This is a genomic window from Leisingera sp. F5 (assembly GCF_001593695.1).
Genome location: NZ_LUKH01000028.1, coordinates 25,133 through 45,828 on the forward strand (window position 1 = coordinate 25,133; position 20,696 = coordinate 45,828).

General features: G+C 59.9%; 19 protein-coding genes. 10 read left to right on the forward strand and 9 right to left on the reverse strand.

The window, feature by feature from the left end; translation table 11 throughout:
- Nucleotides 1–135 precede the first annotated feature (135 nt).
- Nucleotides 136–1,284, forward strand: a complete 1,149-nt coding sequence (locus A2I95_RS17825) for a lytic murein transglycosylase (RefSeq protein WP_291731723.1) — start codon at nt 136–138, stop codon at nt 1,282–1,284.
- A gap of 3 nt (nt 1,285–1,287) precedes the next feature.
- Here the strand turns inward: A2I95_RS17825 and A2I95_RS17830 are convergent, their stop codons facing one another.
- The 3 genes from A2I95_RS17830 to A2I95_RS17840 all read right to left on the reverse strand — a co-directional run bounded on the left by A2I95_RS17830 (nt 1,288) and on the right by A2I95_RS17840 (nt 4,460).
- Complete coding sequence (locus A2I95_RS17830; protein ID WP_291731725.1) at nt 1,288–2,256, reverse strand: LuxR C-terminal-related transcriptional regulator; 969 nt, start codon at nt 2,254–2,256, stop codon at nt 1,288–1,290.
- Nucleotides 2,257–2,325: 69 nt separating this feature from the next.
- Complete coding sequence (locus A2I95_RS17835) at nt 2,326–2,970, reverse strand: response regulator transcription factor (RefSeq protein ID WP_291731777.1); 645 nt, start codon at nt 2,968–2,970, stop codon at nt 2,326–2,328.
- A gap of 62 nt (nt 2,971–3,032) precedes the next feature.
- Complete coding sequence (locus A2I95_RS17840; RefSeq protein ID WP_291731779.1) at nt 3,033–4,460, reverse strand: cache domain-containing protein; 1,428 nt, start codon at nt 4,458–4,460, stop codon at nt 3,033–3,035.
- Nucleotides 4,461–4,743: 283 nt separating this feature from the next.
- On the opposite strand from A2I95_RS17840, the gene A2I95_RS17845 reads away from it, so the two are divergent.
- The 3 genes from A2I95_RS17845 (at nt 4,744) to A2I95_RS17855 (ending at nt 9,262) form a co-directional block, all read left to right on the forward strand.
- Nucleotides 4,744–5,826: a TRAP transporter substrate-binding protein gene (locus tag A2I95_RS17845; protein WP_291731728.1), complete on the forward strand. Its 1,083-nt coding sequence runs from the start codon at nt 4,744–4,746 to the stop codon at nt 5,824–5,826.
- A gap of 140 nt (nt 5,827–5,966) precedes the next feature.
- Nucleotides 5,967–6,893: a TRAP transporter small permease subunit gene (locus A2I95_RS17850; protein ID WP_291731730.1), complete on the forward strand. Its 927-nt coding sequence runs from the start codon at nt 5,967–5,969 to the stop codon at nt 6,891–6,893.
- Between the two features lie 14 nt (nt 6,894–6,907).
- A complete protein-coding gene (locus A2I95_RS17855) occupies nt 6,908–9,262 on the forward strand; it encodes a TRAP transporter large permease subunit (RefSeq protein ID WP_291731732.1) in 2,355 nt (784 codons plus the stop codon).
- A gap of 135 nt (nt 9,263–9,397) precedes the next feature.
- Here A2I95_RS17855 and A2I95_RS17860 read toward each other — a convergent pair whose 3' ends face one another.
- From A2I95_RS17860 to A2I95_RS17880, 5 genes are all read right to left on the reverse strand, one after another.
- The gene (locus tag A2I95_RS17860) at nt 9,398–9,781 is read right to left on the reverse strand and encodes a VOC family protein (RefSeq protein ID WP_291731734.1); all 384 of its coding nucleotides are present in this window, start codon (nt 9,779–9,781) and stop codon (nt 9,398–9,400) included.
- The gene (locus tag A2I95_RS17865; RefSeq protein WP_027258554.1) at nt 9,781–10,605 is read right to left on the reverse strand and encodes an arginyltransferase; all 825 of its coding nucleotides are present in this window, start codon (nt 10,603–10,605) and stop codon (nt 9,781–9,783) included. Before A2I95_RS17865 ends, A2I95_RS17860 begins: the two co-directional genes overlap by 1 nt.
- Before the next feature lie 471 nt (nt 10,606–11,076).
- The gene (locus tag A2I95_RS17870) at nt 11,077–11,508 is read right to left on the reverse strand and encodes an RDD family protein (protein ID WP_291731736.1); all 432 of its coding nucleotides are present in this window, start codon (nt 11,506–11,508) and stop codon (nt 11,077–11,079) included.
- A gap of 107 nt (nt 11,509–11,615) precedes the next feature.
- Complete coding sequence (locus A2I95_RS17875) at nt 11,616–12,071, reverse strand: DUF2852 domain-containing protein (RefSeq protein ID WP_291731739.1); 456 nt, start codon at nt 12,069–12,071, stop codon at nt 11,616–11,618.
- Between the two features lie 688 nt (nt 12,072–12,759).
- Nucleotides 12,760–13,647 carry a LysR substrate-binding domain-containing protein gene (locus tag A2I95_RS17880; RefSeq protein WP_291731742.1) on the reverse strand — a complete coding sequence of 296 codons (888 nt, stop codon included), beginning with the start codon at nt 13,645–13,647 and terminating at the stop codon, nt 12,760–12,762.
- Nucleotides 13,648–13,780: 133 nt separating this feature from the next.
- Between A2I95_RS17880 and A2I95_RS17885 the strand changes: the two genes are divergently transcribed.
- The 5 genes from A2I95_RS17885 to A2I95_RS17905 all read left to right on the forward strand — a co-directional run bounded on the left by A2I95_RS17885 (nt 13,781) and on the right by A2I95_RS17905 (nt 18,410).
- Nucleotides 13,781–14,776: a TRAP transporter substrate-binding protein gene (locus A2I95_RS17885; RefSeq protein ID WP_291731745.1), complete on the forward strand. Its 996-nt coding sequence runs from the start codon at nt 13,781–13,783 to the stop codon at nt 14,774–14,776.
- A gap of 77 nt (nt 14,777–14,853) precedes the next feature.
- The gene (locus A2I95_RS17890; RefSeq protein ID WP_291731747.1) at nt 14,854–15,348 is read left to right on the forward strand and encodes a TRAP transporter small permease; all 495 of its coding nucleotides are present in this window, start codon (nt 14,854–14,856) and stop codon (nt 15,346–15,348) included.
- Nucleotides 15,349–15,356: 8 nt separating this feature from the next.
- A complete protein-coding gene (locus A2I95_RS17895; RefSeq protein ID WP_291731750.1) occupies nt 15,357–16,640 on the forward strand; it encodes a TRAP transporter large permease in 1,284 nt (427 codons plus the stop codon).
- Between the two features lie 9 nt (nt 16,641–16,649).
- Nucleotides 16,650–17,651, forward strand: coding sequence for an arginase family protein (locus A2I95_RS17900; RefSeq protein WP_291731754.1), 1,002 nt, complete (start codon nt 16,650–16,652; stop codon nt 17,649–17,651).
- A 9-nt stretch (nt 17,652–17,660) separates the two neighbouring features.
- Nucleotides 17,661–18,410: a sulfite exporter TauE/SafE family protein gene (locus tag A2I95_RS17905; RefSeq protein WP_291731756.1), complete on the forward strand. Its 750-nt coding sequence runs from the start codon at nt 17,661–17,663 to the stop codon at nt 18,408–18,410.
- A gap of 237 nt (nt 18,411–18,647) precedes the next feature.
- On the opposite strand, the gene A2I95_RS17910 is transcribed toward A2I95_RS17905, so the two are convergent.
- On the reverse strand, nt 18,648–19,547 hold the full coding sequence (locus tag A2I95_RS17910; protein ID WP_291731758.1) for a LysR substrate-binding domain-containing protein: 900 nt from the start codon (nt 19,545–19,547) through the stop codon (nt 18,648–18,650).
- A gap of 106 nt (nt 19,548–19,653) precedes the next feature.
- Here A2I95_RS17910 and A2I95_RS17915 point away from each other — a divergent pair, with 106 nt between their 5' ends.
- A complete protein-coding gene (locus A2I95_RS17915; RefSeq protein WP_291731760.1) occupies nt 19,654–20,640 on the forward strand; it encodes a TAXI family TRAP transporter solute-binding subunit in 987 nt (328 codons plus the stop codon).
- The last annotated feature ends 56 nt before the right edge of the window (nt 20,641–20,696 follow it).

The following is a 20,696-nucleotide window of genomic DNA, read 5'->3' on the forward strand; positions in this document are numbered from 1 at the left end:
CGAAAGGACATGGCGGCAGGTCTTTGCTGTGGCGGAATTCCGGGCCTTGGCGCTCCCTCCGGTTTCTGGCAGCTTGTCCGGTAACAGACCCCATGTATCCGGGGCGCAGAGCAATCACAAAAAGCGGGCAGCGGCATGAGCATCACACGGCGTCACTTTGGATTTGGTCTTGCTGCTGCAGGGCTTACTGCCTGCAGCAGCACAGTGCCCTCGGTCAGCGGGCCCAGCGGGACTTCTGGCCTTCCGGCTGACCTGCGTCCCGCACCAAATGCGGGTTATGACGCCTGGGTAGCCTCCTTCCGCACACGGGCAGAGGCGCGCGGCATTTCGGGGTCCACCCTGCGTGCCGCCTTCCGCGGTGCTGGCTATCTTTCCGGCGTCGTCAAACGCGACCGCAATCAGACCGAATTCAAGCGCACGCTGGAGGATTACCTCTCCATCGCCGTCTCGGATGAGCGCCTGTCCAAGGGCCGCGCCGCCTTTGCCCGCCATGGCGCCACCCTGCGGGCGCTGGAACGCGCTTACGGCGTCGATGCGGAAATCATCTGCGCGATCTGGGGACTGGAAAGTTTCTATGGCGAGCGCCGCGGCAATGTGCCGGTGATCTCGGCCACCTCGACGCTGGCCTATGACGGGCGGCGCGGGGCGTTCTTTGAAAAGCAGTTGATTGCCGCTCTGAAGATCCTGCAAAACGGTGACATCACCGCCGCCCGCATGACCGGCAGCTGGGCCGGCGCCATGGGGCACACCCAGTTCATCCCAACCTCCTATCAGGCCTTTGCAGTGGATTTCACCGGCGACGGGCGTCGCGACATCTGGTCGGAGGATCCCAGCGACGCGCTGGCCTCCACCGCTGCTTATCTGCAGCGCAACGGCTGGGCCCGCGGGCAGAAATGGGGCGGCGAGGCCGGAGCACCGGGCACCCCCGCAGGACGTGCCCTGGAGCCGCAGGCAGGCGGGCCGAAGTTCCTGGTCACTGGAAACTTCAACGCGATCAAGCGTTATAACAACTCGGATTCCTACGCGATCGGTGTGGGCCATCTGGCCGACCGCATTGCCGGCGGCGGGCCGCTGCGCGCCAGCTTTCCGCCAGACAAATACGGGCTGACCAAGGACGACCGCATCCTGTTGCAAAACCGCCTGACGGCCAAAGGGTTCGATACCGGCGGTGCTGATGGGGTGCTGGGCCCGAAAAGCCGTGCTGCGATCAGCGCCTACCAGTCCAGCCGCAGCTTGCCCGCAACCGGCGATCCGTCGCAGGCACTGCTGAACAGCCTTAGGTAACGGCTACTCCGCCGTGCTCAGCGCAATCAGATGCTGGCGCAGGTTCTCGCGCCGGCTGAGGCCCAGCTTCTGGCGGATGTTATTGCGGTGAAAGTCGATGGTGCTGGTCTCGCGCCCCAGGGTGGCTGCGATCTCCTTGGTGGTGCGGCCCATCATGATCAGTTGCATGATCTCGGTCTCCGCAGGCGTCAGCTGCTCCAGTGTCTCGGCCAGCTTGGAGGACAGGCTTGAGGTAATGTTCTTCAGGTTGTCCTCAACCATCTGCAAATAGGCGCTTTGCAACTCCCGGTCCGCATCCAGATGCCGCAGCTTGGCCACATATGGCAGCACCATCCCCTTGATCTGCTGCACGATCTGCTGCTCGGTCTCGTGGCGCGAGGCTTCGACATTGTCGATCAGCACGCGCAGCGCGGTATTGGCATCCTCCAGCGCAGTGGTGCGGCGTTTGATTGTGTCTTCGCGCGCCCGCACGGTCTCGCGCAGCTCCGCCTGGGCCTGCTTGCGTTGCGCCACTTCCAGCAGCAGTGCCAGATCGCCCTCAACCACCCGGCAAAACTCTTGCAGCCCTTTACGGAACATCAGCGCCCGCTTGTTGCGCCGTGTGTCCAGCACGCAGATGGTGCCGTAAACCTCGCCGTCCGGCCATTTGATCGGATAGCCGATGTAGAAAGACATGGCGTGCTCCATGTCCTCATTGTCCTGCCAGCGGGGGTCGCACTGGGCGTCCTCGACCACCAGTTCGCCATCGGCCTCGAACACACCGAAGCAATAGAGCTTTTCATTCAGGTGGTACTTGCGGCCCGGATAGTAGGGATTGTTGTCAGCGGAGTTCGAAACCTTGACCCGATGATCCAGATCCACGGTCGCCATGATCAGCGCGGCGGGCACATCCGTGAGCTCCGCCACCAGATCGACCACCCGCTGCCATTTGGCCTGGGTTTCGGGTGGGATCGGGGGTTTGGCAAAAGTCATGGCGCGGCTCCTAGGCCCGAAAGGCTAGGGCAGGCGTTGCCATTCACAAAGAAGTTTCTGGGAGAGCGGTCAGAACCCGGCGCCAGTTCCCTGCAGCACGCCGTGTTCCAGCGCGTATCGGGTCAGCCCGGCGGTTGAGGATATGCCCAGCTTGCGTTTGATGTTCTTGCGATGTGTCTCGACGGTTCTGACAGAGATATCAAGCGCCTGAGCGACCTCCTTGTTGGATTTTCCCTGTGCCAGCTCAAGCAAAATTGTTTGTTCGCGCCCGGTCAGCGCCTCGCGGCTGTCTCCGTCCTTGGGCTTCAAAGAGCCGGCAGCGCCAGTGCATAAGTATGTCTTGCCCTGCATCACCGCGTCGATGGCCTGTTTGATTTCCTCCGTCGGCACATCTTTCAGGATATAACCCATGGCGCCGTGGCTGAGTGCGGTTGAAATGTATTCCGCACTGTCATGCATCGACAAGATCAGGATGCGGGTGCCGGGGTGCTGCTCCAGAATGATCTCGGTCGCACTCAGGCCGCCAAGATTGGGCATGTTCAGGTCCATCAGCACCACATCCGGCGCCAGGCGGCCCATCTGCTCCACCGCGTGGCTCCCATCAGTCAAGGAGCCGACGACCTCGATATCGTCATAGCTTTCCAGGATCGACTGGATGCCCTCGGCGACCATCGGGTGGTCATCCACAATCAGAACTTTCACCGGATCAGCCATCATCCCCCACAAGGCAGCTTTCCATCAGTTGAGAGGCCTGCAAGCCGCCGCATCCTCCCCGGTCACGGCAATTGCACAGGCGTACCCTCTTCCCCAGGCGGCAGCAGATGGCTCAGAGGCAGGCTTGCCTCGATCACCGTGCCGCTTTGGGTGCCACGTGATGACAGAATGCGAAGGGTGCCGTCAAGCTGCTCAATCCGCTCCTGCATGTTGCGCAACCCGATCCCCGGCCCCGAGCGCGCATCGCGCGGCGGCAATCCACGGCCATTGTCGGTGATCCGCATGGTGGCGCCTTTGGTGTGGCCGCGCAAGTCGATGCTGACCTTGCTGGCCCCGGCATGGCGTTCGATATTGGTCAGCGCCTCCTGGGCAATCCGGTACAGCGCGATCTTGGCGTCCTGATCCAGCCGGTTGCGGAACACCACCGTGGAAAACTCGGTCACAATCCCCGTGCGGGCGGCAAAATCATCGGTCAGCGCCTTCAGCGCCGGGCCAAGCCCCAGATCGTCCAGTACGCCGGGGCGCAAGTCACGGCTGATCCGGCGCACCTCGGTGATGGCGGTCAGCAGGTTCTCGGTGCCTTTCTCCAGGGGTGCTGCCGCCCCCTCGCCATCGCCGCGCGACAGGCGGCGGCGGGTGTTGTCCAGCGCATAGCGCACGCCCACCAGCAGCTGACTGATGCCGTCGTGCAGCTCGCGGGCAACCCGGCCGCGCTCCTCCTCCTGGGCGTCGAAGACCCGCTGGGTCAGCTCCTTCAGCTTTGCATCCGCCAGCCTCCGTTCGCGGATGTTCAGAAACATACCAGATGCAAAGACCAGCCCCAGCGACACCAATGTGATGCCGCCGATATAGATGAATGTGCGCTGCACCCGTGCCTCTACTTCGGCGCGCGAGGCCGCTACGGTGGCGAGTACATCGTCGATGAAGACCCCGGTGCCGATTGCCCACTGCCAGTCCTGCAGTCCCAGCACATAGGCAATCATCTGCGCCTCTTCCCCGGTCGAAGGCTTTTCCCAGGTGAACGTATGCCAGCCCGCACCGTTACGGGCGAGGCGGATGAACTGATCCACCACCGGCACCCCGGCGCTGTCGGTCAGGCCCGCCCAGTTGCGGTTGATGAATTCTGTCTGCCGCGGGCTGACCAGATTGGTGCCGTCGTAGTCATAGACAAAGAAGAACCCGTCCTTGCCGTAGATCATCGCGCTGAGGATCTGGGTCACCTGCTCCTTGGCCAGGGCATCATCGGGCGCCGCCAGCCCATAGATATGGGCAAAACCGTTGCGCGCCTGGGTCACGTAGTTACGCAGCTCCGCTTTCTTGGCCTCCAGAAGCTGCAGTTCCAGCGCCTGGATCTCGCGCTCGGCCAGGCTGCGCGACTGAAACCCCACCAGCACCGCAATCGCGGTGCCCGCCACGATCAGCGGCAGGGTCATCAAAAGCGAGAGTTTCTGCGCATAGGTCGGGCGCAGTAGGGATTGGAACAGGCGCATCAGCAGGCCCCCGGAATTGGTCAGATTCTTGTACCGAATCATTTTGCAGCCGCCCAGAGGAATCACATCGGCAGGCAGCATTTGCTCTTAAGGCGGGAGTTCGCCTTTGCAGCTTCGCGCCGGGAATGCAGGAACTTTGCGGCGAATGCCCTCAAAAACGTTCCGTTCTACGCAGTACTAGGTATTCACATAAAATTCATCGCCGCTAGGCTGGCCGCACTCGAACCGATCCGCCCGGGGGGACCTTCCGGGCAATCCGAATTGATAATGGGAGGAATAATTAATGGATCGCCGTTCTTTCTTGAGGACTTCCGCGCTGGGCGGAACCGCAGCAGCAGCAAGCACCCTGGCGGCACCGGCCTATGCCCAGGGCAAGCGCACCCTGACCATGGTCACCACCTGGGGCCGCGGTCTGGCGGGTGTGCATGATTCCGCACAGTACGTCGCCGACACCATCACCGCCATGTCCGATGGCGACCTGACCATCGACCTGAAAGCCGCAGGCGAGCTGGTAGGCGCGTTCGAAGTGTTCGACGCCGTGACCGCCGGCCAGGCCGACATGTACCACGCTGCTGATTATTATTTCGTCAGCCAGCACCCCGGCTATGCCTATTTCACCGCCGTGCCCTTTGGCATGACGCCGCAGGAGCTGACCAACTGGTATTACCACGGCGACGGCCATGCGCTGCATGACGAGTTGGGCCAGATTTTCGGCCTGAAGTCGTTCATCGGCGGCAACACCGGCCCGCAGGCCGGCGGCTGGTACAACAAGGAAATCAAAGGCCCGGAAGATTTCAACGGCCTGAAGTTCCGGATGCCGGGCCTGGGCGGCAAGGCGCTGGGCAAACTGGGCGCCTCGGTGCAGAACATTCCGGGTTCCGAAGTCTATCAGGCGCTGTCCTCCGGCGCGATCGACGGCACCGAGTGGATCGGCCCCTGGGCGGATGAAAAAGCCGGTTTCCAGGAAATCACCAAGACCTACTACACCGCGGGCTTCCACGAGCCGGGCGCGGCGCTGTCGGTTGCCACCAACCGCGATGTGTTCGACAGCCTGTCGCCGGCGCATCAGAAGATCATCGAAACCGCATCCGGTGCCGGCCACCAGTGGAGCCTGGCGCAGTTCATGAACAACAACGGTGCAGCGCTGCAGCGCCTGCAGTCCGGCGGCGTGAAAACCCTGGAGTTCCCGGACAGCGTCTGGGATGCCTTCGGTGCGGCCACCAAGGAAACCCTGGACGAGTTCATGGGCGACGAACTGTTTGCGAAAATCCGCAGCAGCGTCGAAGCCTCGATGAAGGCCTCCTCGGGCTGGATCACCAAATCCGAAGGCGCCTACCGCGTTCAGCGCGACCGCGTCCTGGGCTAATCTGCCTGAATGGCATCAATCGGATCCTCCGCCGCCGCGCGGGGGATCCACATGCAGTTGCTGAAACAGCGGGACGGCCGGCAGACGTCGCGCGCCCAACCCGCTAGCGGCAGCTTCGCAGCAATCTTCCCGGGGGAAACATGCAGGAAGAGAGTGGCATCACCTTCTTTGGCGCAATCTGGGGCGGGCTTGTCTGGCTGATCCAGAACATCGCCGGCGCCTTTTACAATTTCGGCTATGCCGTCACCCATCCGCAGCTTTGGCTTGATTGGTCCGACAAGGCCTCGGTCATGCGCTTTGTCTACTATGGCGGCTCGGTGGAGTTCTTCTTTGTCGTCTTCACCGCCTTCCTGGTGCTGACCGCCATCGGCCTGTATTTCCGCAACGTCATGTGGGGCATGGTCCGCGGGCTGGAAGGGATGGCCAACACCGTCGGCCGCTTCTTCGCCTGGGCCGGCCTTCTGATGGTCTTGCAACAGATCATCATTGTCTTCATGCAGCGTGTGTTTGCCCGGCCCGACATCAGTTTCGGCTTTGGCATCCCGTTCAGCCAGGACATCAGCTGGTTTGCTGAAGAGCTGAAGTTTTACAATGCCTTGGTCGTCTGCCTTTGTGTGACATACACATTCGTTCAGGGCGGCCATGTGCGGGTGGATCTGATCTATTCCGGCATCAGCTTCCGCGCCAAGCGCGTGGTCGACATGGTCGGCTCCTTGCTGTTCATGATGCCCGCCGCGGTGCTGACCTGGATGTACGGCTGGTTCTTCCTGTGGCGCCACCTGATCGTGCCGAAGCCCTCGGCCTCGGACAGCCTCGACCGGCTGGTGATGAAGTCCCGCGCCCTGCGCTGGAATGTGGAAACCATCGGCTTCAGCCCCAACGGGTTCAATGCCTACTTCCTGTTCAAGATCCTGCTGGTGCTGTTTGCGGGCCTCGTGTTCCTGCACGCCATCGCTTTCTTCTACCGCTCATACCTCGAGTTTGTCGAAGGCCAGGGCAGCGAAAACAAATACCTCGACAAGGACAGCCTTGGAGAGGGTGAAGAAGCCTACGAAGGCACGCACTAAAGGGACGTCAGAAAATGTTGTTTGGACTTGATGGCGTCGAAATCGGCCTGCTCATCGTATTCATGTGCCTCTTCGGGGGTATCCTCTCCGGCTTTCCGGTGGCCTTTGCCATCGGCGGTGCCGGGATCATTTCCTTCGGGATCATCGCCGCGCTGGACAGCTCCGGCATCCTGATCCACCAGGCCATCGACACCTCGTCGCAGGCCTACCGCGATCTGCTGAACTCCGGCATCAGGCCGGACAAGGTCTCGGTCTTCCGCTACCCGGATCTGCCAAGACTGGCCGAGCCTGTGTTCACGCAAGGCTGGGAAGTGGCGCTGGACCGCAACATCTCCTTCATCGTCAACCGGATGAACGAGCGGGTGCTGGCGGGTGCTTCGATTGAAACCCTGCTGGCGGTTCTGATGTTCGTGCTGATGGGCATCACTCTGGAGCGCTCCAAGATCGCCAACGATCTGCTGACCACAATGGCGCGCGTCTTTGGCCCGCTGCCCGGCGGTCTGGCGGTGTCGATTGTGGTTGTGGGCGCGTTCCTCGCGGCATCCACCGGTATTGTCGGCGCCACCGTGGTGACCATGGGCCTCTTGGCACTGCCCACCATGCTGCGCAATAACTACTCGCCCGAGCTGGCAACCGGCGTTATCGCGGCAAGCGGTACTCTGGGCCAGATCATCCCGCCGTCGATTGTGATCGTTTTGCTCGGCACCCTGGCGGGCGACCTCTATTCCACTGCGCAGGAAACCCGCGCGATGGAGGCGGGCTGTTCCGACGCACTCACCTATCTGGGTGAGCCTGCGGTGGTATCGGTCGGCACCTTGTTCCAAGCGGCGCTGCTGCCGGGTATCCTGCTGGCGCTGCTCTATGCCACTTATGCCTTTGGCTATGCGCTGCTGAACCCGCACAAGGCGCCGGCGGTGGCGATGGAGCCCGGCACCGGCGAAGTGATCACCCGCGGTGAAGGCCTGACCTGGTTTCTGGCGGTGCCGGCGGCCGTGATCGGCGGAGCCATCCTGCTGGGCAGCTTCAACGTCATCGGCAGCCAGAACATCACCGTCTCGACCTTCTCGGACGCAGGCGAGACCGCCTCCTTGCGCACCAATGTCGGTGCCGAATGCAAGGCCGCGATGATCGACCTGCACGGGCAGGAGGACTGGGACGAGGCTGTTGCAGAACAGGAGGCCATCGACGCCGCTGGCGGCGTGACATTGTCAGAACGGCTGAGCGAGGATGAAATCATCGCCGCCCGTGATGCCAAGATTGCCGCCGCCGCGCCGATCGGAACCGGCATCGCTGTGATCATGATCCTTATGGGTCTGGTGCTGGCCTTTGGCCGCGGTGTGGCGCCGTCGCGCGATGCCAAGCCGCTGATCCTGGGCGCCATCGGCGTGCTGCTGATTGCGCTGGTAGATCTGGTGGCCATTGCGCCGGCCACTTCGGCAGGTGCCACCGTGCTGTGGATCGCTCTGCCGCTGCTGCTGGCGCTGTGGGGCTGCCGCGAGGCCGCCGCGCGCTGCGCCACCAACGATCTGATCCGGGTGGTGTTCCCGCCGCTGGTGCTGATCGTTGCAGTGCTGGGGTCGATCCTGGGCGGTATCACCAACCCGACGCCCGCTGCGGCGCTGGGGGCAGGCGGTGCCATCATGCTGGCGGCCTACCGCAAGCTGCAGGATGAGGGGCGGTCCGGCAAGATCATCATCTGGTCCACCTTTGCCGTTATGCTGTGCATTCTTGTCGGCATGAATTTTGACCTGCGGGTCAATCAGGGCGGCGTTTCCCTGGAAAGCTGGATCGCTTTCTTTGTGGCCTACGGCGCCTATCTCTTTGCGCTATTCGGGTTGCTTTACGGCTGCTGGGTGCTGTTCAAATCAGGCGTTCTGTCACCGATTGTGCGGGAGACCGCCAAGGTGACCTCGATGGTGTTCACCATCCTGATCGGCTCGCAGCTGCTCAATCTGGTGGTGATCTCCTTTGGCGGCGAACACTATATCCAGCAGTTCCTGAAGAGCTTTGACAACGAGATGACGGTCTTCCTGATCGTGATGCTGGTGCTGTTCTTCCTGGGGTTCGTGCTGGATTTCCTGGAGATCATCTACATCGTGATCCCCATCGTCGGGCCGGTGATCTATGGCGGATCTTTCGATCCGAAATGGGTGACAATCATGGTGGCGGTGAACCTGCAGACCTCGTTCCTGACACCGCCCTTCGGGTTTGCGCTGTTCTACTTGCGCGGGGTGGCACCCAAAGAGGTGACCACGGCCCATATCTACCGCGGGATCGTGCCCTTTGTGCTGATCCAGGTGGTGGGCATCGCCATCCTGTGGGCGTTCCCGGCAATCGTGACCATCGTGCCGGCGCTGATCCCGAACTGATCAAGGCGCGTGATAAGAAACGGAAAAGGGGCCCCAAGCGGGCCCCTTTGCTTTTGTGCCGGGGGAGGGGCGCTGCCCCTTTGCGCCTTTGGCGCATTCACCCCGGAGTATTTTTGACCAGAAAGAAGCTGGGGATCAGGCGAACTGGATCAGATCCCAGCGGTTGCCGAAGGGATCGCGCCAGACGGCAACGGTTCCATAGGGCTCATGCCGCGGCTCTTCTTCGAAGGTGACGCCCTGGGCCAGCATTGCGGTATGATCCCGGACGAAATCGTCTGTCGCCAGAAACAGGCCGACACGGCCGCCGAACTGGTTGCCGATAGCGGCCTCCTGCTCCGGTCCTTCGGCACGGGCCAGGATCAGACTGCCCTGGCTGGCACCCGGCGGCAGGATGCGGACCCAGCGTTTGCGGCCCTGATCGATATCCTCGGCCAGCTGCCAGCCAAGCCGGCCGCAGTAAAAGGCGATGGCAGCGTCGTAATCCGGCACTACCAGGGAAATGGCATGAAGATGCTGCATCAGCGGCTGCGGTGGATAGGCTGTTCAGGCAACTGGATATTGGCGACCTGTTCGGCAATCGGATCGGTGGACAGCGGATGGCCGGCGGCTTCGAACTCAGACGGGTCAGACATCTTTTTCCATTCGCTGCGGTGATAGATTTCCAGGCCTGAGAACTTGGCCTTATAGCTCATCTTCTGGCTGCCAGGCACCCAGTAGCCGAGGTAGACATACGGCAGCCCGGCCTCGCGCGCGATGGAGATATGGTCGAGAATCATAAACGTGCCCAGCGAATTCTGCTGCTGGTCCGGGGCGTAGAAGGAATAGACCATGCTGAGCCCATCCTCCAGCACGTCGGTCAGCGACACCGCCGTCAGCTGGTTGCTGCCCGGCACAGCATACTCCACCACCCGGCTGCGCACCGGGGTTTCCTCGATCATTGCGGCGTATTCGAAGACATCCATATCGGCCATGCCGCCATCGGCATGGCGGCTGTCGAGGTAGCTGCGGAACAGCGAAAACTGGTCCTCGGTTGCCCAGGGCGACGTTGCACGCCGTTCCAGATGCGCGTTGCGTTTGAGCGTGCGTTTCTGGCTGCGGGTGGCGGTAAAGGCCGCCACATCGATCCGCGCCGACAGGCAAGCAGAGCATTCCGAGCAGGACGGCCGGTAAAGCACGTTCTGCGAGCGTCTGAAACCCTGTTGGCTAAGGCTGTTGTTCAGCTGCTCCACCCCGTCGCCCTGCAGCGCAGTGAACAGCTTCCGCTCCATCCGGCCCTCCAAATAGGGGCAGGGCTGGGGCGCCGTCACATAAAACTGCGGTGCAATAGGAAGGGTATGGCGCATCAGAACTCTTCAGCAGTTTCACAGGACAGATGGAACGGTTCGCAACGTGGTCCCATGATGATAGCAACGCGGTCCCAGTGCGCCAAGTGGACATGTGGAAAATGGTTTAACGGTGTCTTGCGTTGGAAGGCGGGCAGACGGCCCCGATTGTCCAACATCTGTCAGGAATTGCGCCGCTGCAAGCTTCGGTAAGAACACTCGCGCAGACTGCGGCACCGTTGCACGCTTAAGCCTGCATCCGGGCGTGTCTGATCTTTCTGCCTGAAGCGTCTACTGCTGGACGACGCCCGCCCGCTTTACCGGATCAAATATCGCGTCCAGCTCTTTCTAAGGCGGCGGGCGTTCCTCTTCGGCCCAATCGGCATGCTTCGCAGCGGTTCTGGAAATTCGGTTTGCCCGCTATGCTTCACGGACAGGTTTCCAATATGCTGCATGTGCAAACCTTGCACTGTGTTCCAAAACAGGGAGGCGTTACGCCCGGCGGTTCAGCATTGCGGTGCCGAGGAAGTGGTCAGTCAGGCCTTGGCCGCGCGAGGAGGTCAGCATCAGGATGACCGAGATCACCTGCAAGACCGGCAGCGCCAGCGACAGCGAGTAACCTGCGGTGTGCAGCGCGGCCAAACCGCTGTCGAGCCGCTGGCCGGAACCGTCGCGCAGTTCGATCCCGGCAAAGCGCATACCCCAGGTGGCGGAGCCATTGGCGATGGTCACAGTCCGGTAGGCAAACCCCGCAGCCAGATACAAAAGCGGCCAGATCAGCAGCCCGGTAAAGGCCGTCAGCACCACTGCGGCGGCGCTGATGGCAAAGATCAGAATGCTGTCGATGATCCAGGCGATCAGCCGTTTGGCGGGCACGGACGTATAAAATTCTGCCTGGTAGTCGGGGTCGGGCAGGGCGGTCATGTGCGGAAGTCCTTTGTGCTGCGGGGGTATTTGGGGGGCGGATGGGCTGAACAGTTTCCCCGCCCGGGTCGGGGCGGGGCAGCCGGAAAGGTCGCGGTCCGGGCAGATCAGTGGCTTTTGGGGCCGCCGTTGCCGGCTTCATCTTCCGGATCATCGCTGCGGGCGGCGGCTTGCGCGCGCTCATCCATAAACTCGTCGAATTCAGCCTTGTCCTTGGCCTCGCGCAGGCGCTGCAGGAAGGCGTCAAAGTCGTGCTGCTCCTGCTCCAGGCGGTTCAGGGTGTCTGCCTTATAGGCATCAAAGGCGCTGTTGCCCGAGGGCTTCATTGCGGAATATCCGTGGCGCGCCCAGGACTTGCGGTGGCGGCAGGAGGATTTGCTGAACATGCGTTTGCTCCAGATCATGTAAAAGAGAAGGGCCAGGCCCACCGGCCAGAAGAACACGAAGCCTAAGACCATGGCGGCGATCCAGGCGCCTTTGCCCTTGCTGTCCAGCCAGGCTTCGCTGCGGGAAAACCAGCCCTGCACAGGTGCATGGGCGGCGGTAGGGGTGAAACTCGTCATCGGGGTCCTCCAGGTTGTCGGTGAATGTAAATCCCTTTCACATCATAGCATATCGGAAGCCGACGGCCTGGGTTCAAGGGGGATGTAAAACTATTTTACATTCGCGCATCGCCGACACTGCAGCGGGACACTTTGCTTGTAGCGGGACTGTATGTAGCGGGACACTTCGCGTTGCAGTGTGGGACACTTCCCGTTGCAGCAACTCATTTTCATGATTTCTCTGATTTTTAGGCCAAAACCCGACGCTTAGCCAGCTCCGAGAGCTTCGGCTTCCCCGATCTGACACTGCGGTTTTGGGACACTTCCCGTTGCAGTAAGGGACACTTCCCGTTTCAATACCGGGCAATCCGCCGCCCGAAGCGTAAAAAAACGCCGGGCGGCAGAGGGTTTTAAAGGGTGTTTAAAGGCAGGCTTTAAGCTCTCTCTGGGTGGGAACAGGTGAGTTTGACAACTGCGGGACCCTTGCCTGGTGGCAAGCGAACTCACGCAAGGCCGGACGAAGCTTCCGTTCGTCAATAATGGGGTTATGACCGCTCCCATCCCGAACCGGACATCTGTCCTGCCTCTCAGCCGAGACGGGTGCTCATGCAGGTCCCCGGCGGAAAGCGTGAATTCACCGCGTCCGCGAGAGCAATTTCCTTGATCTGTTAAAGCGGCCGTCCCAGGCCGAAAGTGCAATAGGCAAAGGTTACGGTTGGTAAGATGAAACTACTTCCAGCAACTCTTCCACAAACTCTGCTACCAAGTCCGAAATCTTGTCCTTTGTCGGAAATAGCAATGCCACCTCGTGAAAGACCTCCGGTTCGAGAGGAATGCTCTTCAAACCGCGGCTCTGAAAGTGCTCGGCCGTAACGGGGTCTACGATGGAGACGCCAACGCCCTTTTCGACCAGCTCGCAATTGGTGGCAAAGAACTGCGTCTGGATCAGGGGTGACCAGTCTTTGCCTTCCGCGGCAAAGAGGGAGGCCAATTGGCGGCTGGTGGAATGTCCGTTGTACAAGGCGACGATCCGCTCCGCCGCAAGGTCTGAAACCGACAGGCAGCCCCTTTCCGAAAGGGGATGATCCTTCGGAACCACGCATACACAGCGCAGATGCAGGCTTTGGTAAGTGTTCCCGGAAGGCTCCACCGGCGGCTCAACCAGCGCTATGTCATACTGGCGGGAGGGGAACAGATTGCGGACCATATGCGAGCTTCGGGTTTGAATGTCGAAGGTCACATCCGGGTGGCGCTTGTGCATGCGGGCTATGGCCATCGGCAGCACGGTGAGTCCGTATCCCGGCAGCGTCGCAACTGTTATCGCGCCGAATTTGCCCCGGCGGATCTGGCTGGCAACCTGGTTGGCAAGGTCCACGTCATTCAGCAGCCGCTCCGCAACTTCGGAGAAATACCGGGCTTCGACCGTCGGGTGCAGCCGGCCTGACCGGCGTTCAAACAGTTTGAAGCCCAGCTGGTGCTCCAGTGTGGCAATCATGGTGCTGACGCCCGGCTGGGACATGTTCAACACCTCTGCTGCCTTGGAAACGGTTTTGTGCAGCATCACCATTCGGAAACACTGAAGATGCTTAAGGTTCATAGCCGCTCCGAATCTGCTCAAAATAAGTATTTTGAAATCGTATAGATAGGGCAAGTAATATTATTATTTTTGTATGGATGGGTGATCTACCCTGAACGCGTCAAAACACGCCAGAACCACCAGGGAGCCATTCATGCTAACAAAGAACACACTCATAATCCCGGCCATTGCCAGTCTGCTTGGAGGCGGAGCCGCCTTGGCAGACGAAGTTACGGTCAACCTCGGTTTCGCAGCCCCGGAAGACAGCGCCTACGGCGTTCTGGCTGCCAAATTCGAAGAGCTGGCGGAGGAGTATTCCGGCGGCAGCATTGATGTCAAAGTGCGCTGCTGCACTCAGCTGGCCACCGAAGACGAGGCCTTCAAGGCAATGCAGCTGGGCACCGTGGACATGTACATCATGACCCACAACAACATCTCGCCGCACTTTGCCCCCATGGAAGCGTTTGTTCTGCCCTACATCTTCCAAAGCACGGATCACGCCTATGCGGTGCTCGACGGTGAGGTTGGGGCGGGCATCGCTGCTCAGATCAAGCAGAAAACCTCGCTGGATCTGCTGACATTCGGTTACGTTGAATACCGGGATTTCTACAATACAGAGCGGCCGATCAACAGTATCGAGGACATTCAAGGCATCCGGGTCCGGGTTCCGCAGAACAACGTGATGATCAAGACACACGAGGCCTTCGGCTCGGTTCCCTTGCCGATTGCCTGGTCCGAGACGCTGGCGGCTCTGCAAACCGGCACGGTATCTGCAGGGGACAGCGGAGCGTCTTTCGTTAAGTCTCAGAAGTTTTATGAAATCGCTGACAACCTGGCCGTGCTGGAGCACTTCGCCTTTTTCACCCCGATGCTCGCCAGCAGCCGTATTATGGGCAAGCTCGATGACGGGCAGCAGGAGGCGGTGCGCAAAGCCGCCCGCGATGCCGGTCAGCACCAGCGCGAGGAAATGGCGCGCCAGTTGGCCGAGGCCCGTGATTTCCTGCAATCCGACGGCGGCATGACGATTACCTATCCGGACAAGGCCGGGTTTATTGAAGCAGGCATCGCAGTACAGGACGCCTTTATCGCCAATGGCGCCGATGAGGCCACAAAGACGCTGATCCTGGACATCCGCAAAGCCGCTGAGTGATCAACCTCCCCTGATCCTTTGATCGGATTGACCTGGGGCGCGTCCTCCATACGCGCCCCTTTTTTATGGAGGTTAAAATGCTGACTTCGCTTAGAACCCTCGAATCCCGCTTTGAAGAGATCTTCTGTGTCACCGGCCTGTTGGTCATGGCCACGGTTATCTTTGTGCAAGTTGTGCTGAGGGTGTTTTTTGAGACTGCCTTTCACGGCGCCGAGGAAATTGCTGTCTATGGAATGGTGACCGCCATTTATCTTGGCTGTTCCTTGGCGATCCGGGAACGCGCGCATATCCGGATCACCTTTCTGGTCGAGAAGCTTCCCCACAGGGGGCAGGTGTTCTGCGTTGTCCTGGCTGACATGCTGTGGATGGCCTTCATTCTGCTGCTGCTGAAGGAAAGTGTCACTTGGATCCAGCTTCTGATCCAGTTCGACTACATCTCGCCCGCTTTGGGCATCAATCAGAAATTTCCCCAATCCATCGTCCCGCTGGCGCTTTGCCTGATGATCGCGCGGATGGCGCAGGTCTATTACCGCTGGATTGTCCGGGACCAAGCTGAAGGGCTGCCGCTATGAATGGTCCAATGTGCATGGCGATTGTCTTCCTGCTGACAATCGTTATCGGGGTTCCGATCCCATTTGCTGCAGGTATCGCAACTGTGGTCGGCCTGTATATCGCTGACATCCCTTTGGCCTTGCTGGCGCAGAGTGCCTACAACGCCTTTGAGCCGTTCCCGCTGACCACCATCCCGCTTTTTGTGCTGGCCGGTCAGATCATGGAAAAGGGCGGCATGTCCGAAAAGCTGATCGAGATCGCGCAAAAGCTGGTGGGGGCCTATAAGGGCGGTATCGGCCTGGTGACGGTTGTCGCTTGCATGTTCTTCTCGGCGCTTTCGGGTTCCGGGCCAGCAACAACAGCAGCCATTGGATCTATCACGATCCCGACAATGCTGAAGGAAGAATACCGCCCGCGGTTTGCCGGTGCTGTGGCCGCTGCAGCCGGGGCGATGGGCAGCATGATCCCGCCCAGCAACCTGTTGATTATCTACGGGCTGGTGACGGACGAGAGTATCCCGCGGCTGTTCCTGGCCGGCATCGTGCCGGGGCTGTTCCTGGGCTTCCTGCTGTGTGTGGTGACCTACGCCATCGCCCGTAAGAACAACTATGGCGGATCGGGCGAACGTTTCACCCTCGGCCCGCTGATGTGGGCGCTGTGGGAAGGCAAATGGGCCATCGGCGCACCGGTCTTCATTCTTGGCGGGATTTATGCTGGTTTCTTTACACCTTCGGAAGCCGCTGCGGCAGCAGTGTTCTACGGGCTGTTTGTCGGGCTGTTCATTTACCGGGGCCTGACCTGGCGCGGCGTCTATGAATCGCTGAAGTTCACCGCGATCATCATCGGCTCCATCCTGTTCATCCTGGGTTCCACCAAAGCCTTTGGCCAGCTGGTCACGCTGTTCGATATTCCCGATATGGTGAGCAACGGCTTTGCGGGCCTCATCGCCTATCCCTGGCTGGTGATGCTGCTGATCGGCGTCGTCTACATCTTCGTCGGTATGTGGCTGGAGTCGATCCCGCAGATTATCATCTTCACAGCGGTCATGCTGCCGATTGCCACCCAGATCGGCGTCGATCCGATTGTGTTTGGCGTGTTCACGGTGATGACCTGCGAGGTGGGTTTCCTGACACCGCCTATCGGGGTCAACCTGTTCGTCGCCTCCAAACTGACCAAGACCTCGGTCGAGGACATCTCTGTCGGCGTCATCCCGCTGCTGATCCCGTACCTGTTTATTATCGTGCTTCTCGCCTTTTGGGGAGACTGGGTGACCTGGCTGCCCGATCTCATCATGGGCCCGTCGCTGGACTAGGAAAACAACATGAGCAACACCTATTCTCTCTCCTTTCTGCGTGGCCTGAATGAGCCCGCAACCTTCATGGGGGTCCCCTTCAGCGGGGACCCGGCGGGAAGCCAGGCTGCTTTTCTGGGTATCCCCTTTGACTGCGGGCAGCACCCTACCCGCATCGGAGCCCGCGGCGGGCCTAGGGCGATCCGGGCACAGTCCTCCCTCGTGCGCCGCTACCAGCCGCCCTTTGCCGACTTCGATCCGCTGAGCGAGCTGAAGGCAGTGGATCTGGGCGATTTAGATGTCAATTCCGGCATGCTGGAAGAGGCTAGCGGCGGGATCGAAGCAGGGCTGGCTTATGTCCTGGGCAAAGGAGTCACTCCGATCACCTTTGGCGGAGACGGGGCCGTTACGCTGCCGCAGCTGCGTGCTGTCCGTGAGTTTTTTCCCGATCTGGTGGCTGTGCATCTGGATGCGCATACCGACACCAGTGCAGGTGACGGGCCCTGCTATTATGACCGCTACAACACCGCCACGACCTTCACCCGGGCGGCAGAGGAAGGACTAGTAGACCCATCCGGCTCTTTTCACGTTGGCGGGCGCGGAACGCTGCCTCTGCAGGGCACTCATGACCATACTGAACAGCAGGGTTATAACCTGATCACTGGCGACATGCTGTTCAAACAGGGGATTTCAGCAGTTGCGCATGAAATCCACCTGACTGTTGGCAACCGCCCTGTCTATTTGTGCTTTGACATGGATTTCTTCGATCCATCCTGTGCCCCTGGTGTTTGCACCCCGACCTGGGGTGGCCCGACAGCACGGGAAGGATTGCAGCTGCTGCGCGCCTTGGCAGGGCTTAATTTCGTCGCTGTCGATATCAATACGGTCAGCCCGGACCACGATGCTGGCGGTATGACTGCATTCCTGGCGGGGACTGTCGCTTTGGAGTGCGCCACCATGGTTGCACTGAACAAGCGGAAATCTATTGCAACAGGCGGCACTGCTGCGATCGAAACCGCAACTTCCGGATAGGCTCAGCGCATGACCGTCTTCGATATTATCCTCCTAGCCAGCGCGGCCTGCTTTGCGGGCGTTGCAAATGCGATCGCCGGAGGAGGCAGCTTCCTGACATTTCCGGCCCTGGTGTATACAGGCGTCCCAGCCATCGCTGCAAATGCGACAAGCGCAGTTGCCGTGTTCCCAGGCTACCTGAGCGGCGCAATGGGTTTCTTTCGCGAGCTTAAAGGCGTGCCTAAGCGGCACCTTGCACTCCTTTTCGGGCTGTCGCTGGCTGGCGGTGTATTGGGCTCGCTTCTGCTTCTTGTCACACCTGCATCAGTGTTTTCCTTTGTGGTGCCCTGGCTGCTCGGTTTTGCAACCTTGCTCTTCGCTTGCGGAAGCCGGATTGCCGCCTGGGCTGCCCGGAATCTCAAAGCCGAGGGCCTGACGGGAAACGCAGCAACGTTGCTGGTCTGTATCTATGGCGGCTATTTCAATGGCGGGCTAGGAATTGTCCTGCTGGCTTTGTTTTCAATGCTTGGCTTGCGGGATATCAACTTGATGAACGGGCTGAAAAACGGAATGTCCTTCGTCCTGTCCGGTGCTTCGGTCGCGACATTTGCCTTGGCAGGGATTGTGCATTGGCCGCAGGCGCTGCTGATGATGGTGACCGCTACAATCGGCGGCTATTGCGGGGCGCTGGCGGCAAGACGGCTGCCTGCCACCACAGTGAGGACAATCATTGTTTGCGTCGGATGCGCGATGACGCTGATTTTTGCGCTTCGGATCTGACCAAGGTCATCTCTGGCCCAGTATTGGCACTGATGCAGCACCGGATTGTCATCTACCGCTTCAGGAGCGCTGCGCGGCGGCTAGAAAGGTAGTGATGAAAGTCTGGCATAAGCCGCACGTTACTCAGCAGGACGTTTTTTTGCAGATAAACCTAAGCAAAAATACTACTTCATCCACTCCTTCAAATTGGGTAAGAGCGTGCATGTTGAGTACCGAGAATGCCAAGAGTTCTTAGCCCTAAGCTTTGAGCTGTGAACAGGCTTGGAGCTCGGGTTTGAGAATTGCTAGGAACGCTTCGGCAGCTTTTGAAAGGGGTTTATCCTGGGGTACAAGCAGACCGATCTGATAGCTGACTTCCGGTGCAAACTCGCGCAGGATGCAGCCTTCCGTGAACCCTGTACTGTTCACCGGATCGACGATGGCCACGCCACCGCCTGATCTCACGAATTCTGCAATAGAGGCAAAATACTGCGCCTCAAGCACGACGTTCCAGCGCGCACCAGCATCAGAGAAGGCACGAGCGATCTGGAAGGTTGTCATGTGGTCACGGAACAAGGCGGCGAAGGGCACGCCGTCCAATAGTTCGGGCGTCAGTGTGTCATGCGCCGCCAAGGGATGATCTCGCGGTAGCAGGCATTGGCAGGAGAAAGAGACCTCTTCAGCACTCACACCCGCAAACTCGGCGGGTTTTTCAGCGATAGCGATGTCGAACATTTGGCTGGGCAGTTGGTCGATCACGACGTGCGAGCTGCGCGACAACAGGCGTACTTTTACATCGGGACGCTCGGCCTGGAACTGGCTGATCAGGCGCGGCAGGAACTTGATCGAGATGCCAGGAAAGGCGGAAATCGTCAAATGGCCGGCAGCCCCACGACGCAATCGTTGCGCGGTATCACTGGCGCGCCCCACAGCCTCCAGCACCCGCTGGGCTTCGTCATAGAAGATAAGCGCTTCGGGAGTCGGCTGCAGCCGGCCGGACTTGCGCAGGAACAGCTTGAACCCCAGCCGATGCTCCAGGGTGGCAATGGTATTGCTGACCGCAGGCTGTGAAATCCGCAAGATTTCCGCGGCGCGTGTCATGGTGCCTGCGGTCATAATTGCTTGAAAACATTCAATTTCACGTACCTGCATAATCATATTATGACTTTTTATTATAGTTAATGGAAGTAAAATTATTAGAATTGATGATCTGCCAAATTTACCCTGCCCCCATGAATTCGTTCAGAACTCAAGGGAGGGAATAATGAAGAAATTCCTGGCAACCACTGCACTGGCGGCCTTTGCGGCGTTTGGTGTTTCACAGCCTGTACAGGCGGAAACAAAATTTGTGACAATCGGAACCGGCGGGCCAACCGGCGTCTACTTCGTGGCTGGCAACGCAATCTGCCGGATGATCCACAAAGAAGCAGCCGAAGGCCGCAAGCAGGGGCGTCAGCATGGCTACCGCTGTGCGGCACCATCCTCGAACGGGTCCACTTATAACCTGGCCCAAATTTCGCAGGGTGAGTTCGAGTTCGGTGTCTCGCAATCCGATTGGCAGTATTATGCCGTGAACAGCACCTCCGAAAAAGTTGTGAACGATCCCGGCTTCCGCTCCGTGTTCTCAGTGCATCCGGAGCCGTTCCAGCTGATTGTTTCCGCGGATTCCGGGGTCAAATCTTGGGAAGATCTGAAGGGTAAGCGGCTCAATATCGGCAACCCGGGTTCCGGGCAGCGCGGCACGACCGAGCTTCTGATGGAGCGCTATGGCACCGGGCGCGACTATTTCGGCTTGGTAACCGAGATGACGTCATCTGAACATTCCAACGCTTTGTGCGACGGCAACATTGACGCTTTCACCTATGTTGTGGGCGTTCCGAACTCGGGCGTTGCGGTGGCGACCGAAGGCTGCGGCGCACAGATCGTCAGCCTGAACACCGATGTGGAAAAGCAGCTGATCGAGGAGCGCCCGTTTTACGCCGCCACGTCGATCCCGGCCGGTGTCTATTCTTCTCAGAAAGAGGATGTGACCACCTTTGGCGGCTATGCCACCATCGTCTCGCATGAGAATGTCGATGCGGATCTGGTTTACGAGGTCGTGCGGGCGGTGTTCGAAAACCTGGACGACTTCAGGGCGCTGCACCCGGCATTCGCCAACCTGGATCCCAAAAGCATGATCCATAACGGTAATTCCGCGCCGCTGCACGAAGGCGCGGCCCGCTATTACCGCGAGAAAGGCTGGATCGAGTAACGGTCTCCTCCCCACTCGGTAACAGCTGGTCTCTGCCGCTCAGGCAGAGACCGAAT

What these genes read in the sequence shown, in the direction of transcription:
- A2I95_RS17825 (WP_291731723.1), top strand. Translation starts at nt 136, where the DNA reads ATGAGCATCACACGGCGTCACTTTGGATTTGGTCTTGCTGCTGCAGGG.
- A2I95_RS17870 (WP_291731736.1), bottom strand. Translation starts at nt 11,508, where the DNA reads ATGACCGCCCTGCCCGACCCCGACTACCAGGCAGAATTTTATACGTCC.
- A2I95_RS17885 (WP_291731745.1), top strand. Translation starts at nt 13,781, where the DNA reads ATGCTAACAAAGAACACACTCATAATCCCGGCCATTGCCAGTCTGCTT.
- A2I95_RS17850 (WP_291731730.1), top strand. Translation starts at nt 5,967, where the DNA reads ATGCAGGAAGAGAGTGGCATCACCTTCTTTGGCGCAATCTGGGGCGGG.
- A2I95_RS17845 (WP_291731728.1), top strand. Translation starts at nt 4,744, where the DNA reads ATGGATCGCCGTTCTTTCTTGAGGACTTCCGCGCTGGGCGGAACCGCA.
- A2I95_RS17835 (WP_291731777.1), bottom strand. Translation starts at nt 2,970, where the DNA reads ATGGCTGATCCGGTGAAAGTTCTGATTGTGGATGACCACCCGATGGTC.
- A2I95_RS17855 (WP_291731732.1), top strand. Translation starts at nt 6,908, where the DNA reads ATGTTGTTTGGACTTGATGGCGTCGAAATCGGCCTGCTCATCGTATTC.
- A2I95_RS17895 (WP_291731750.1), top strand. Translation starts at nt 15,357, where the DNA reads ATGTGCATGGCGATTGTCTTCCTGCTGACAATCGTTATCGGGGTTCCG.
- A2I95_RS17880 (WP_291731742.1), bottom strand. Translation starts at nt 13,647, where the DNA reads ATGAACCTTAAGCATCTTCAGTGTTTCCGAATGGTGATGCTGCACAAA.
- A2I95_RS17830 (WP_291731725.1), bottom strand. Translation starts at nt 2,256, where the DNA reads ATGACTTTTGCCAAACCCCCGATCCCACCCGAAACCCAGGCCAAATGG.
- A2I95_RS17875 (WP_291731739.1), bottom strand. Translation starts at nt 12,071, where the DNA reads ATGACGAGTTTCACCCCTACCGCCGCCCATGCACCTGTGCAGGGCTGG.
- A2I95_RS17860 (WP_291731734.1), bottom strand. Translation starts at nt 9,781, where the DNA reads ATGCAGCATCTTCATGCCATTTCCCTGGTAGTGCCGGATTACGACGCT.
- A2I95_RS17890 (WP_291731747.1), top strand. Translation starts at nt 14,854, where the DNA reads ATGCTGACTTCGCTTAGAACCCTCGAATCCCGCTTTGAAGAGATCTTC.
- A2I95_RS17905 (WP_291731756.1), top strand. Translation starts at nt 17,661, where the DNA reads ATGACCGTCTTCGATATTATCCTCCTAGCCAGCGCGGCCTGCTTTGCG.
- A2I95_RS17840 (WP_291731779.1), bottom strand. Translation starts at nt 4,460, where the DNA reads ATGCGCCTGTTCCAATCCCTACTGCGCCCGACCTATGCGCAGAAACTC.
- A2I95_RS17900 (WP_291731754.1), top strand. Translation starts at nt 16,650, where the DNA reads ATGAGCAACACCTATTCTCTCTCCTTTCTGCGTGGCCTGAATGAGCCC.
- A2I95_RS17865 (WP_027258554.1), bottom strand. Translation starts at nt 10,605, where the DNA reads ATGCGCCATACCCTTCCTATTGCACCGCAGTTTTATGTGACGGCGCCC.
- A2I95_RS17915 (WP_291731760.1), top strand. Translation starts at nt 19,654, where the DNA reads ATGAAGAAATTCCTGGCAACCACTGCACTGGCGGCCTTTGCGGCGTTT.
- A2I95_RS17910 (WP_291731758.1), bottom strand. Translation starts at nt 19,547, where the DNA reads ATGATTATGCAGGTACGTGAAATTGAATGTTTTCAAGCAATTATGACC.